A 13,069-nucleotide genomic window follows, 5' to 3' on the forward strand; every position below is an offset into this window, starting at 1 on the left:
TCTTAAAGACTACAGCTCATATAGTACAGTAAAACGTTTTAATATTACAATGGTAACATGATATAATTATTATAATTGATATAAGGAGGATGCTGTATGGACTTAGAACAACAACTACAAGAACTTAAAATGGATTACGTCCGCTTACAAGGTGATTTGGAAAAACGAGAATCAACAGCACAACAAGTTGATCCGCTGATTAAACAACTCGAGTCAATCGAACAACAAATTGCTGAAGTGCGTGCAAAGTTACAGCAATAAGCCCATGCTTAAGCACAACTGTCCTGATAAATGATCTTGTACAACAAATACTAGACATACACACTCATATTATAGATCTTATCCGTCAACGCACTTATATTAGGCTCGTTTTTAGAAAGGATGTATCCTAATGATCACTTATCTTATTCTCTTGCCATTGATGTATCTCATCGTAGCATATATCAGCATCTTCAAATTAGAGATGCTATTGCCTAAGATTTTACGATTTTTGATGGCAATTTTACTCATTATCGTCGTTACAACATCACTTTTATATTATCCATCACAGGTATGGTGGTTAGTAGCAGTCTTACTCATGTTGATTGGTAACGTAGAAATTACAGCATTTAAGCATCATAAAAGAGATGCAAAAGGTGTTCAAATTTTGAATATGATGACACTACTCATCTTAGTCGTCTATATTGCTGTTACCATTATCGTCTTATAAATCAGTACATAGAAAAGCCCTTATCAGATACACAGACGTATCTCGAATAAGGGCCTTATTATTTATGTTTCCGTTTATTGTAGGACCAAGATGCGATCAATTGTCAGTGTTTGAAAAGTTGAATTCTCAGCACATCTCACATAACCTCATTCCAAGAGTGTTCCCCTACCTATCTTTTCAATATTTATGAATGATAGCGTGTTTCTAATGTTCCGAGTCGTTCCAATGCTTCCAAAAGCTGTGCCTCATCAATCGCGAATGAAACACGGACATACCCTTCCCCTTCTTCACCAAATGGATGACCAGGGGCCGCTAAAATAGATAGTTCTTCTAATAAATATGCGATGAATGCATCACTTGTCATATTTGGCGGGCATTCTAACCATAAGAAAATGCCACCTTTGATCGGTTCGTGTGGTATTCGATGTTTTGTGAGTTTTTCTTCAATGATATCTCGACGTTTACGAAAGACTTCTTTTTGTGCTTGTAATACGTCATCACATTCATTTAAAGCAACCGTACACGCGTCTTGTAACGCACCGTACATTCCCGCCTGTGTATGTGTGTGGTACTTCTGCAAGTTCGCAATGATTTCTGCATTTCCCACAGCAAATCCGACACGATATCCAGACATATTATATCCTTTTGAAAATGAGAATACTTCTACTGCAACATCTTTCGCCCCTTCTGCTGCTAATATACTCGGATTCGGTGCATCAAATCCAAATGCTTGATAAGCAAAATCATGTACAATTTTTGTTTGGGTACCTTTAAATCGATCAATGGTCTCTTGGAAAAATTCAGGTGTTGCCACAGAACCAGTCGGATTATTAGGATATGTTAAGTAAATTAACTTCGTCTGTGTTGTATCAACGTGATCCCATTGTGGTAAGTAGTGTTGTTCTGGTGATAACTTAAGGCGTTTCGGTTTACCATGAGCAAGATAAACACCCGCTTCATAATCAGTATATCCTGGATCAGGTAACAAAACTTCATCTCCTGGTTCAATCACGCACGTCGGCAATGCCACAAGCCCATTCTTTGTACCATAAAATAGGCACACCTCTTTATCTGGATCTAAAGTGACATTAAAGTGACGTTGGTAAAAGTCGACGATTGCTTGTTTAAAATAATCTCTCCCTTGAAATGCTAAATACTTTTGATTTTCAGGTTTAACAATTGCTTCTGACAGCGCATCTAATATGCGTTGTGGTGTATCAGCATCGGGTATTCCTACTGCTAAATTAATTAACGGTAATGGCCCGTGTGTGACTTTACGTCCCATCGTCTTACCGAAATAACTGTCTGGAATTTGATTTAATATACTTGTATAAGCCATGTAATCCCCCCATATGTAATGAGAAGCTGAGACAAACTTATGCCTCAGCTTCTCCATCTCACGACTCGAGATTTTATAATATTTTCATCTTACATAAGGAATTAACGTACGTCAATGTTTTCAGACTTTTTTGTTAACTTATTTTTAATCGTAAAGAGTACTTCATAAATAACTGGTACAACGACTAATGTTAAAAGTGTTGATGATAACAAACCACCAATAACAGTTGCTGCTAAACCTTTAGAAATCAGTACAGAACTGTCTTGTCCAAATAACATTGGTAATAACGCTCCGATTGTGGCAATGGCTGTCATTAAGATCGGACGAATCCTTGTGCCTCCCGCTTCTAATAATGCCTCTTTCATTGGCATACCAGCTGCTTCGTTATTAATCACACGATCAATGAGTACGATGGCATTTGTTACGACAATACCAATTAACATCAACATCCCGATCATACTTGGTACAGATAATGTTTCTCCTGTCGCAATTAGTGCTAATACCACACCAATTACTGTATATGGAAGTGAGAATAAGATGGTAAATGGTGCTAAGCCACCTTTAAATGTTAATACAAGGACAAGATATACAATCATAATCGCTGCAAGCATTGCCAAACCTAATTGTGTAAATGCTGACTCAATATCTTCATTTGTACCACCCATTGATGTTTTCACATCATCTGGCTGTTCAATTTTATCCAACATCTTCATTACATCTTGAGAAACTGCTCCGACGTCATCATTGGTAATTTTACCTGTTACCGTTGTTGAATAGTCGCCACTTTCTTTGATCAATTTATTTGGTGTTGTTGCTTTCTCAAGTGTTGCAATATCACTTAGTTTCAGAGTGTCTCCTGTTGCAGATGGCAATGGTGTTTCTTCAAGTTTCTGTTGTGTCCACTCTGTTTCTTTCTCTTGTTTGACAACAACATCATAAGTTTGCTTCTCTTCTTTCACCTTAGTGACTGTTGTATCCGGTACATTTTCATTCAACATCATCGCTAATTGACCGGCTGTGATACCATATTCCCCAGCCTTTTTAGAATCTACTTTCACTTTAAACTGTTCATATGTTTTAGCAAGGTCAGACTTCACATTCGTTAAGCCATTCACTTTTTGCATTTCTTTTTCAACTTTAGCAACGGTACCTTCTATACGTTCTGGCGAAGGTCCTGTCACTTGTACAGTGACCTCATTAGAAGAAACACCTGTACTCATATCTAAGTTTTTCCAATCACCTGGATGTTTATAAGTTGAAATATGCTTTAATACACGCTGTGGTTCTTCATCAAACTTAGGCGTTTTTGTATCATATTTGACCATCAATGCCATACTGTTAGTGCTACCTGTTGGGTCTACGGGTGAAGCACCACCTACAGAGTATTGAACATTTTCTACATATTTATTTTTTTGTAAGTAACGTTCTACTTCTTCTGCATGTTTCAGTACACTTTCTTCTGTTTCGCCTGGTTTTGGAGAATACGTAAGTGCCATAAATTTATCTTCACCTGTTGAGATGAAGCTTGTCCCTACTTTCATCGCACCTAAACCGATACTACCTACTAATAGTAGTGTGCTTACAAGCATTACAATCCATTTATGATCTAAACTCCAACCCAGAATACGCTTATAATAGCGACCCACTGTGCCAACATGTTCTGTCTTTTTATTTGATAACCCACGTTTGAAAAATACAGAACCTAAGACAGGCACAATTGTAATAGATACAAGCAATGATGCTAATAAACTAAACGTAACGGCGTAAGCAAATGGACGGAACATTTCTCCAACCATACCGGTTACAAAGGCTAACGGTGCAAACACAACAATCGTTACAATTGTTGATGACATGATTGGAATAAATACTTCTTTCGTTGCTGAGACGATCAGTCCATCTCCACTCAAACGTTCATCCGATCTTGTCAGTCGTCGATATATATTTTCAATAACAACAATCGAGTCATCAATCACACGACCAATGGCTACTGTTAAGGCACCTAACGTTAGAATATTAAGTGAAACATCTGTCAGTTTCAATGCGATCATGGCGATTAAAATCGACAATGGAATTGAGACCACTGAGATCGCTGTCATACGGAAATTACGTAAGAATAGCATAATCACGATCACTGCTACGATAGAGCCTATCAATGCTTTTTCGATCATTGTATTCAAAGCATCTTGAATTGGTTTTGCTGTATCCATAATTTGAATTGATTTTAATTCTGGATGCTGTTTCACAAAACGATCGATTGTTTTGTCGACTTCTTTCGCTACTGCAACTGTATTCGCATCTTGCGCCTTCACCACTTGAATATCTACAGCATCCTTGCCATTGGTACGTGATACGGATTCACGTTCACTGACCAATGATACTTTTGCGACATCTTTTAATGTCACTGACGCTTGTTGTGCATTATTACTTGATGGTGCTTGACTTGCTGAAGGTGCACTTTGACCTTCTCCACCTTGCTGTTGTGCAATAGCGAGTGGAATTTCCATATTTTCTAATGCCTCTACTGAAGCAAATTGACCATTAATAACGATTGATTTTTCCGTATCGCCAAATTGGAAAAGGCCAAGTGGTACTTCTTTGGTTGCCGCTTCAATATAATCAATAACCTGCTTTTGATTTAATCCTGCAGCACCTAACTTCTTATCATCAAATTCAACATTCACTTGACGACTTGTTTGACCATTTACAGTCGCACGTTGGACACCATCAATTTCCTGAAGTTTTGGAATGAGATTATTTTCTACCTCTTTCGTACTCTTCTCGATGTCATTATTTTCGTGCAAAATTGAATATGCAACCACTGGGAATGCATAAAATGAGTTACGTTGAATTTCTGGCTTTTCAACGCCCTCGTCAAATTCTAATTTTTTTAATGTTTTATCAATCTCTTGCTCTGCTTTGTCCATATCTGTTTGTTCGTTGAAGTTAACAGTTATCAATGATGCATTCGCAAGGGATTCTGTTTTAACACTTGATACATCTGCCATCCCACGAACCGCTTCGTCTATCGGATCGCTCACTTCTTTCATCACTGTTTCAGGTGTGGCACCTGGCATAGCTGTTGTGATCGTCAACATAGGTGGTTCTGTATCTGGCAATAATTCTAGTTTCATTTTATAGCTTGCAAAAACGCCACCTAATATCACAAGCAATACCATCAGTGTAATGGCAAACTTATTAGATAATGAAAAATCAATGAGTTTTTTAACCACGTGTGCTTACGCCTCCCAATCTTTATTTCATACAACATTGTACATTTTACTTATTTTAACATTCATATGCTATAAAAAAGTCCACCCCATCATCACTCTGTCGTTGATCTCTTATGAGGTGGACACATTTTAGTCAATTATTTTTTGCGCTCTTTAATTTTACGAACGACTTTGATTTTTAATTGTGTTAATTGTGGTTTGAATTGTTCAATCATACGATAAAGGATTGGGTTCAACACATAGTCGAACTCTCCAATTTTTTCACTGAGGTATGTTCCCCACATACGTTTGAATTCCCATAAACCATAGTGATCCGAATCTTTATCAGGTGCATTATCTGTACCACCAAAGTCATACGTTGTTGCACCTTTCTCACGTGCATATTGCATCATTGAAATCTGCATGTGATGGTTTGGCATGAATTTACGGTATTGATTAGATGAAGCACCGTATAAATAATATGCTTTTTTACCACAGAACATAAGTAATGCCCCTGATAAATAGAGTCCATCTGGGTGTTTCTCAGCCAACGCTTCCATCTCAGAAATAGCTTCTTGTTTCTTTGGTAGATTACGTTGTACTTCTTTCAATTTGTTACGGACTTTTTTATTTTCTTGATTCTTTTCTAAAAGTGCTGCTTCTTCAGCCTTCAACTCTGCCTTTTCTGCATTCAACACTTCCAATACATGTTTAGGATCAAGCTTAACAAGAAATAGCTCTGCATCACCATCTGGATGAAGTGCATCATAAATTGTTTCAAAGTATGACACATCACGCGTTAAAAAGCCATCACGTTCACCTGTCTCTTTCATCAAATCAGCAAAAATGCTTAATTGATCACGTCCAGCAATTTCAACTGTTGTACCACGTTTCATAGATGCACGTACTTTGGTACGGTTGTTTGTTTGGAAACTTTTGATGAGTTCATCATCTGACTTATCAATCGGTGTAATCATTGTCATACGTGGTTGAATATAATCTTTTGATAGACCATCTTTAAAACCTTTATGCTTAAATCCTAATGCTTTTAAATCTTGAACAGTTGTCATGCCTTGTTCTACTTCAACATCCGGATCGATTTTAATTGTGTAAGATTTTTCCTGTTTTGCTAGTTTAATCGCTTCAACTAGTAATGTTTTAACCGCACGTTGATCAGAATAATCTACGACAAATCCTCTTGATGCGTAGCACAACGTAAAAGGTGTGCGTGGAATCTTTTTGAATAACAACTGTGCAACACCGTGAATGTTACCATTTTCTCCAACTGCAATACGCTTCGTATACCAGCCTGTTAATTTTTTTGTTTCGCCCCATTGCGTTAACTGTAACAGATCTCCATTTGGGTGCGCCTTTACAAACGCATCATGCGCTTGATCCGTAATGTTCATCAATTTCATGATTTAAAGCTCCTTTAACTTTTCTATCTTCATCCATTTCTATTAATTCCCTAATGTTCAATAAGCTACGATATGTTTATCCTAGTTTTTGTTGGAAGTGATAACTTGCACCTCGTGTTCTAATTAAAACAGGTGCTGAAATTGTTGAATCTAGGAAATGAACCCCTTCAATACGGTCATCTTTTCCTTCTACAATCTTGAACTTCACTTTCTTCGCTGGACTTTCAAGAATCGTATACTTACCCGTTTTTTCAACAACTTCCATATCAAACCATTTTTGCCAATTCTCACTCATCGTTTGACGTTGATGTGAGTGAAACTCTATCATATCAATTTCTAACTGTGTTTGGAAGGTATCTCTCAGATCTGCTTCTCTTTCTTCATCTGTTTTTCCCCATTGAATAAAGAACGGCATCATCACATCAAAATCATGATTATTTACATAAAGTAATTGCCAATGAATTTCATTGCCTTTTTTATTTTGACGCGTCATATCTACAGGGCCTACAACCTCAAGACCACGCGCTAAAAAGTCTTCTTTTAGTTTATGAATATCGTGTGTTCTAAAACATATCTTTTTAAAGCCTTGTTTATAGCCATTTTCAATAAGAGATGTCGCAAAAGAGTACTTCCCTTCCTGTGTTTTGGATTGGCGTTTAATCTTACCTTGATCAAAAATATCGATCAATTCTATATAGCTCAAATTAATATGAACAAGTCGGTTAAATGTCCCTAAATTTTCATGGCGACCCCCTTTTTGAATTTCTAAATATTTCCCAGGAAATTCAAAGTGTGCCAAACCATCTATATAATGAATCATATGATCAAATTCGATATCGACCATTTCATCACTCCTCACGGCAATTATTTGTTTCTATTTTATCAAAAATTATCTGTTGTCGCTCGATTCAAGTAACAATTCGTATATGTATCATATCACCTTTAAAAAATGCACCTTGCAGGATAGCGTTGACTATCATCATGCAAAGTGCATTTCAGGATTAACCACCAATATAATTCATATTAATTTTCTTTTTACGTCTATTTTTCACCGTCTGTTCTGTTCTTTCATCAGAATAGCGATCTTCTCTAATATGCCATAAACCTTTTAATTCCTCTTTCACAGCTTCATCAGATGCTTCACTTCTCAATAAACCTCTGACATCATACCCTTCAACCGAACTAAATAAGCAACCATAAAACTTACCATCAGATGATAACCGCGCTCTCGTACATGTTGAACAAAATGATTCTGAAACACTTGTGATCAAACCAAATTTCGACTTCGCACCAACATGGCGATAATACTTCGCTACTTCTCCATAGTATCTTGGTGCAACCGGCTCTATTTCAAAGGCTTCTTGTATCATGGACAACATTTCATCTTTTGTGACTACTTTACTAAAGTCCCAACCGTTATCATTACCTACGTCCATAAATTCAATAAAACGAATTGTCACATCTCTATCTTTAAAGAAAGCAACCATTGGTACGATTTGATCATCATTCACACCTTTTTGAACAACGACGTTTACTTTGACTTCAAAGCCAATACTAACCGCATAATCAATCTGATCGATAATGGTAGAAGCTTTGATGTTTCGATTATTGATCGATTGGAAGAGTTCATCATCAATCGCATCTAGACTGACGTTAATACGTCGTAACCCTGCATCATATAACTTCTGACCATGTTTTTTTAACAATAAACCATTTGTTGTCAAACCAATATCTTCAATGCCCTCAATGTCATTGATTTGCGCAATCAATTGATCCAAATCACGTCGTAACAATGGTTCCCCACCTGTAATTCTAACTTTTTTAACACCGAGTTCTGCATAAATGCGTGTTACTCGGACCATTTCTTCAAAAGTTAGCAATTCATTTTTAGGTAAAAAGGCATAGTCATCACCGAAGATTTCTTTAGGCATACAGTAATCACAGCGGAAGTTACAACGGTCCGTAACGGAAATGCGCAAATCACGTATCGGTCGACCTAATTTATCTAATATTTGTGTTGTCATCTTGCGCCTCCTTCCTTCTCACTCTTATTCTGTCAGCTCTTGTTCTAGTCTATTTAAATCATCTGGGGTATTCACATTGCGATACCAGTAAGCTGGACTGTCAATTTCACTGACATCTAACCATTCAGATGATACTTGTTCATACACATGTTTCATGCTCAAATCATCTGTTTGTAACACGTCATCAATGATAGGTTGAACACGTCGATGATAAAAAGCAATCGTTGGAATAGGATAGCCATCCGACGCAAAACCAGCAATATCAAGGTGTGATTCAATCAAGTTTGCGACCATAAATTGATACAGGTGGCTGATGGCTTTCTGACTGACCATCGGTGTATCTACTGAAATAACAAAATAGAGGTCTTCATCATCTTGCTGCATCACACTGTATATCCCAGCAAGTGGTCCTTTATCTTTCTGTGATGTTTCATCAATCACAACACGCACATCTTCAAATTGTTCTGCTAATTGTGCATTACTACTGATGATAATCTCACTGAATATATTCGTTGATTGCAGCGTACGAATCAGTCGCTTGTAAAAAACCTCTCCTTGAATCGCTGCAAATGCTTTTGGAGTGCCAAATCGTGTTGATTGGCCGCCCGCTAATATAATGGCTTTCATTGTTGTCGTTTAACCTCCGCTGACCGGTGGAATTAATGCGACAATATCATTCGGTCGGACAACCGCATCTCCTTGTACAAATTCTTCATTAATTGCCACTTGGAAAGACTTCCCTTGAATCACAGGATATGTCTCATATAAATGTTTTTTTAATTCAGTTACGCTTATTTCATAATCAAAATGAAATGTATCTTCTGCACGATCTAACTTTTCTTTTATCTCTGCAAAATACAATATTTTCATGATGGCGTATCTCCTTTCTTGACCACATCTTCGTGATAGCCACGCTGATGCCCTTGCCATTCAGCACCATCTTCCCAGATTTCTTTCTTCCAGATAGGCACCACTTCTTTAATACGCTCTATTGCGTATTCATTCGCTGCATAGGCATCTTTTCGATGAGGTGAAGACACACTAATACACACTGCTATATCAGATATTTCTAGTGCGCCAATACGATGAACGATAGCAGTCACTGTACCAGGCCAGCGCTCACTAATTTCATCACCAATTTGCGCGAGCTTCTTCTCTGCCATTGGGACGTATGCCTCGTATTCAAGATGTTCTGTACGAATGCCCTTCGTCCACTCACGGACATGCCCTGTAAATACGACAACAGCACCTTGCTTTTCATTCAATGTCCACTGACGATATTGTTCTGGTTCAATCGGGGCAGTTGTCACTTCAAATTGTTTCATCTTATCTCTCCTTCACCTTCTCGAATCCATGCTTTCAGCCATGTATCATAGCTTGCATAATCGAATCCGTCTGACTGCCATTGCATTGAAAATTGTACATTTTCTAATTGGCGTAATGCAGTTAAATCTTCTTTATTTTGATAGACAATCACTTTGGGATAGGTTGCCTGTTTATAGCCTTCAATTAAAATAATACTGTCGTCCATCGTAACACACTCAGACAACAAAGTCTCAATTGTTGGATAATGATTGCGTTGAATCGTTTCAACATAGTCATGTCCTTGAACAATGCTTTGATCTGCCCCTGCTTCAAAATGGCGCATGTGATCAACTGACGCATCAGGCAACGTAATCTCTTCACCGATATGCCCATGATGCTTTACTGTCACAACTGAGTGTCCCCAATTTTTTAATTGTTGAACGGTATGGCCCATTAACGTCGTTTTACCACTGTTTTTATAGCCCACAATTTGCAAAATCATAAATACAGCTCCTGTTGATACGTCTCTGGTGATGTTAATAGTACGTCTACTTCATGCCCAACTTGATAGCCTCTCGTACCACCTGGCAGCATCATCATACCATTACTATGTGCAATGGATACTACGGCACCAGACTTATTAAATCCTGATGGTTTCACAGTCATTTCTCTGCCTGTCATTGTGACATCTGCACGTACAAAACGTGTAAATGGATTGGCTTTCTTGAAGTCAGCCATCAATGTTGCACGGACAATTGCTGGATAATAGCGTGTGGCACCCATCATATGATAAATGGCTGGTTTCGTGAATAACTCAAAGCCTGAATAACAAGCAGAAGGGTTACCTGAAAGTCCAAATAAATATTTTCCTTGTGCAACAGCAACTGTTGTGACACTTCCCGGTCTCATAGCTACTTTGTTAAACAACACTTCCGCTTCAAGCGCACGATAAATATCAGGTAAGTAGTCAAAATCACCTACCGATACACCACCCGTTGTAATCACCATGTCATGTTGCTCAAGTGCTGATTTAACCACTGCTAGACTACTCTCATAGTCATCAATTTGTATGCGATAGCGTTCTACTTGTACGCCTTCTTTTTGTAATAATGCGGCAATCATCGGACCATTTGAATTACGAATTTTCCCTGGTTCTAATTCGTCTTCTACTTCTAATAATTCGCTGCCTGTTGCGATAATTGCAGCAGTTGGTTTACGAAAAACAGGTACTTCTGAATAGCCAAATGTTGCTAGTACCGCGACTGCCCCCGCATTGATGCGTTGTCCTTTGTGTAACACAATGTCTCCTGTTGCTGTCTCTTCACCTTTCAGTGAGATATTTTCCAAATGCTCGAAAGACTTACGTAACATAAATCCATCTTCTGTTTCAACTGTTTGTTCAAGCATCACAACTGCATCTGCACCACCTGGAATTTGTGCCCCAGTCATAATGCGTACAGCTTGCCCTGGTTGTAACGTTTTTGAGGAAACCGTCCCCGCACCAATATGATCGATGACTTGAAATGCAATACGCTGATCTTGACTTGCTCCTTGTGAATCTTCACTACGAATTGCAAAACCATCATAAGGTGATTTATCGAAACGTGGGATATCATACGTAGCAACGATATCTTCAGCAAGTATATACCCTTCACACTCATATAAACTCATACGTTCAGATGTTGTATAAATATCTTGTTGTAATACGCGATGAATTGCTTCTTTCACTGGAATTGGGTGTCTCTTTTCGACTGGCATAACCCATTCACTCCTAACAAATTTTTTAAATCGTGCTATACTTACCTTGCATATTAAAGGAGGAATAACATGTCTGAATTTACTCATATTAATAAACAAGGAAATGCTAAAATGGTAGATGTTTCTGATAAGTCTATTACGAAAAGAACTGCGATTGCACGTTCAAGCATTACTGTCAATCATACGATCTATCAACAGATTGCAGAAAATACAAATAAAAAAGGAAATGTCCTAAACACTGCTCAAATAGCGGGTATTATGGCTGCTAAAAATACTTCATCTATCATTCCAATGTGTCATCCACTTCCAATATCAGGTGTTGACGTTGCTTTTGATTGGGATAACTCAGATGATCAATTTATTCTTCAAATCGAAACAACTGTTTCAACAACTGGACGTACCGGCGTTGAAATGGAAGCATTAACAGCCGCTTCTGCTACAGCCCTAACTATTTACGACATGTGTAAAGCTGTCGATAAAGGCATGATCATTGGCGAAACATACCTTGTCAAAAAGACGGGCGGCAAGTCTGACTTCCAACGTTAAACAAACGATTCTCGTAAGCCATAATGATATTTAGACTGAAACAAAACCGCTTCAAAGTATGGTTCTGTTTCAGTCTTTTTTTATTATCTTCCGTCCAATCATCAAACGCTTCTCTTACAACCTCGATCTGTCAGTGTCCCAAAAGCAGGGTTTTCGACAGAACTCTGTAATTCCCCAAAATTAAAGAGTTATTTTGAGAATTGCTTAAGGTTCTGCTCAAATTCTAAACGCTTTTTCACAACCTCTTAAATAATTATTTATTCATTTCATGGATGAGATGATTTAATTCTGGCAATATTAATTTATTTAAACCAAGTTTTACAGCACCTGTAGAACCTGGTAAACAGAAGATAAGCTTATTATCAATCGTACCGCCAACTGCACGAGATAATAAGGCACGTGTTCCCACATCTTCTACGTAGCTCAAATATCTAAACAGTTCGCCAAAACCTTCTATTTCCTTAGTCAGCATAGGTGCGACTGTTTCAATCGTCACGTCACGTGGTGCGATACCTGTGCCACCTGTTGTAACAATCACTTCAACATCTTCTGCTAACCATTTATCAAGTTGTGCTCGAATCTCACCTTTATCATCTTTCACGATAGCGTAATGATCAGGTTGAATCTCTGTATTAATCGTTTCTAATAATGATTTAACCAATTGTCCGCCTTTATCTGTTTCAACTGTACGTGTATCTGATACTGTTAATACAGCACAGCGTATATCTCTATCTAACTTTACATTTGTATGCATGTGACAA

14 protein-coding genes are annotated in these 13,069 nt (G+C 37.8%); 3 read left to right on the top strand and 11 right to left on the bottom strand.

The annotated features are described in order from the left end of the window. Positions 1-96 precede the first annotated feature (96 nt). Positions 97-261, top strand: a complete 165-nt coding sequence (locus MUA88_RS09160) for an SE1832 family protein (RefSeq protein ID WP_262603849.1) — start codon at positions 97-99, stop codon at positions 259-261. Positions 262-391: 130 nt separating this feature from the next. Next, entirely contained in the window at positions 392-709 is a 318-nt protein-coding gene (mspA, locus tag MUA88_RS09165; RefSeq protein WP_262605438.1) for a membrane stabilizing protein MspA, read from the top strand. A gap of 184 nt (positions 710-893) precedes the next feature. On the opposite strand, the gene MUA88_RS09170 is transcribed toward mspA, so the two are convergent. From MUA88_RS09170 to MUA88_RS09215, 10 genes are all read right to left on the bottom strand, one after another. Continuing rightward, the gene (locus MUA88_RS09170) at positions 894-2,048 is read right to left on the bottom strand and encodes an aminotransferase class I/II-fold pyridoxal phosphate-dependent enzyme (RefSeq protein WP_262603851.1); all 1,155 of its coding nucleotides are present in this window, start codon (positions 2,046-2,048) and stop codon (positions 894-896) included. Positions 2,049-2,149: 101 nt separating this feature from the next. Further along, on the bottom strand, positions 2,150-5,278 hold the full coding sequence (locus MUA88_RS09175) for an efflux RND transporter permease subunit (RefSeq protein WP_262605439.1): 3,129 nt from the start codon (positions 5,276-5,278) through the stop codon (positions 2,150-2,152). Positions 5,279-5,415: 137 nt separating this feature from the next. Then, complete coding sequence (locus MUA88_RS09180; RefSeq protein WP_262605440.1) at positions 5,416-6,675, bottom strand: lipid II:glycine glycyltransferase FemX; 1,260 nt, start codon at positions 6,673-6,675, stop codon at positions 5,416-5,418. 76 nt (positions 6,676-6,751) lie between these two features. Further along, complete coding sequence (locus MUA88_RS09185; protein ID WP_262603854.1) at positions 6,752-7,519, bottom strand: VOC family protein; 768 nt, start codon at positions 7,517-7,519, stop codon at positions 6,752-6,754. Between the two features lie 157 nt (positions 7,520-7,676). Then, positions 7,677-8,699, bottom strand: coding sequence for a GTP 3',8-cyclase MoaA (gene moaA, locus MUA88_RS09190; protein ID WP_262603855.1), 1,023 nt, complete (start codon positions 8,697-8,699; stop codon positions 7,677-7,679). A 24-nt stretch (positions 8,700-8,723) separates the two neighbouring features. Next, complete coding sequence (gene mobA, locus MUA88_RS09195) at positions 8,724-9,326, bottom strand: molybdenum cofactor guanylyltransferase MobA (protein ID WP_262605441.1); 603 nt, start codon at positions 9,324-9,326, stop codon at positions 8,724-8,726. A 9-nt stretch (positions 9,327-9,335) separates the two neighbouring features. Further along, on the bottom strand, positions 9,336-9,569 hold the full coding sequence (gene moaD / locus MUA88_RS09200; RefSeq protein ID WP_262603857.1) for a molybdopterin converting factor subunit 1: 234 nt from the start codon (positions 9,567-9,569) through the stop codon (positions 9,336-9,338). Then, positions 9,566-10,024, bottom strand: coding sequence for a molybdenum cofactor biosynthesis protein MoaE (locus MUA88_RS09205; RefSeq protein WP_262603858.1), 459 nt, complete (start codon positions 10,022-10,024; stop codon positions 9,566-9,568). The genes moaD and MUA88_RS09205 overlap by 4 nt, the downstream gene beginning before the upstream one ends. Next, a complete protein-coding gene (gene mobB, locus MUA88_RS09210; protein ID WP_262603859.1) occupies positions 10,021-10,506 on the bottom strand; it encodes a molybdopterin-guanine dinucleotide biosynthesis protein B in 486 nt (161 codons plus the stop codon). Before mobB ends, MUA88_RS09205 begins: the two co-directional genes overlap by 4 nt. Beyond that, positions 10,503-11,762, bottom strand: coding sequence for a molybdopterin molybdotransferase MoeA (locus tag MUA88_RS09215; protein ID WP_262603860.1), 1,260 nt, complete (start codon positions 11,760-11,762; stop codon positions 10,503-10,505). The genes mobB and MUA88_RS09215 overlap by 4 nt, the downstream gene beginning before the upstream one ends. 69 nt (positions 11,763-11,831) lie before the next feature. On the opposite strand from MUA88_RS09215, the gene moaC reads away from it, so the two are divergent. Beyond that, entirely contained in the window at positions 11,832-12,308 is a 477-nt protein-coding gene (gene moaC / locus MUA88_RS09220) for a cyclic pyranopterin monophosphate synthase MoaC (RefSeq protein WP_262605442.1), read from the top strand. Between the two features lie 253 nt (positions 12,309-12,561). Here moaC and MUA88_RS09225 read toward each other — a convergent pair whose 3' ends face one another. After that, on the bottom strand, positions 12,562-13,062 hold the full coding sequence (locus MUA88_RS09225; RefSeq protein ID WP_262603862.1) for a MogA/MoaB family molybdenum cofactor biosynthesis protein: 501 nt from the start codon (positions 13,060-13,062) through the stop codon (positions 12,562-12,564). Between the last annotated feature and the right edge of the window lie 7 nt (positions 13,063-13,069).

The organism is Staphylococcus sp. IVB6240 (assembly GCF_025558425.1).
Lineage (GTDB): Bacteria > Bacillota > Bacilli > Staphylococcales > Staphylococcaceae > Staphylococcus.

Coding starts and splice junctions, on each gene's coding strand:
- mobA (WP_262605441.1), bottom strand. CDS start 9,326: ATGAAAGCCATTATATTAGCGGGCGGCCAATCAACACGATTTGGCACT.
- MUA88_RS09215 (WP_262603860.1), bottom strand. CDS start 11,762: ATGCCAGTCGAAAAGAGACACCCAATTCCAGTGAAAGAAGCAATTCAT.
- moaA (WP_262603855.1), bottom strand. CDS start 8,699: ATGACAACACAAATATTAGATAAATTAGGTCGACCGATACGTGATTTG.
- MUA88_RS09205 (WP_262603858.1), bottom strand. CDS start 10,024: ATGAAACAATTTGAAGTGACAACTGCCCCGATTGAACCAGAACAATAT.
- MUA88_RS09170 (WP_262603851.1), bottom strand. CDS start 2,048: ATGGCTTATACAAGTATATTAAATCAAATTCCAGACAGTTATTTCGGT.
- mspA (WP_262605438.1), top strand. CDS start 392: ATGATCACTTATCTTATTCTCTTGCCATTGATGTATCTCATCGTAGCA.
- mobB (WP_262603859.1), bottom strand. CDS start 10,506: ATGATTTTGCAAATTGTGGGCTATAAAAACAGTGGTAAAACGACGTTA.
- moaC (WP_262605442.1), top strand. CDS start 11,832: ATGTCTGAATTTACTCATATTAATAAACAAGGAAATGCTAAAATGGTA.
- moaD (WP_262603857.1), bottom strand. CDS start 9,569: ATGAAAATATTGTATTTTGCAGAGATAAAAGAAAAGTTAGATCGTGCA.
- MUA88_RS09225 (WP_262603862.1), bottom strand. CDS start 13,062: ATGCATACAAATGTAAAGTTAGATAGAGATATACGCTGTGCTGTATTA.
- MUA88_RS09180 (WP_262605440.1), bottom strand. CDS start 6,675: ATGAAATTGATGAACATTACGGATCAAGCGCATGATGCGTTTGTAAAG.
- MUA88_RS09160 (WP_262603849.1), top strand. CDS start 97: ATGGACTTAGAACAACAACTACAAGAACTTAAAATGGATTACGTCCGC.
- MUA88_RS09185 (WP_262603854.1), bottom strand. CDS start 7,519: ATGGTCGATATCGAATTTGATCATATGATTCATTATATAGATGGTTTG.